Source organism: Dellaglioa sp. CoH-57-MRSF-19, from assembly GCF_056781975.1.
On record NZ_JBXAXW010000143.1, the window covers coordinates 1 to 438 of the forward strand.

At 58.7% G+C, this 438-nt stretch carries 1 protein-coding gene; it reads right to left on the reverse strand.

Features of this window, described 5'->3' with window-relative positions; translation table 11 throughout:
* The coding region (locus AC1RO3_RS08665; RefSeq protein ID WP_481764029.1) for a hypothetical protein at positions 1 to 298 on the reverse strand (298 nt) is incomplete at its 3' end.
* Positions 299 to 438 lie beyond the last annotated feature (140 nt).

Below are 438 nucleotides of genomic sequence, written 5' to 3' on the forward strand. Positions count from 1 at the left end.
CGTTGTCGAATTCGCAGGCAGCGCCCAACGCGCATTCCAAGACCTCACGCGGCCCGTGTCCACCATGCGACGCGTACATGGCCCCAAGCGCGTATTCAGCACCGCTCCCGATCGCAGCATAGTCGTAAGCGGCCTCAACCACGGTCCCGTCTCCGTGAATCTCAAAAATGTGGGATTCATAGCCGAGTAGGATATTCACGTCCTTAAACGGCTTATCTCGGCTGGTGCCGGATTCAAGCAGCAGGCAGCGCCGCAGTTCTTCACGCACTGGCCCGTGGATGAAGCGCTCCACGTTCATTGACCGGTTCCTGACAGGGGGCACGAAATTTAGGCGCACACAGAAATTGAGGGCCATGGCCCCGGACACGCCGATGCAAAACGGACCCGATCGAAAAATCTTGGGGGCGCGCAGCGTACGCAACCCATCATTGTTAAGCG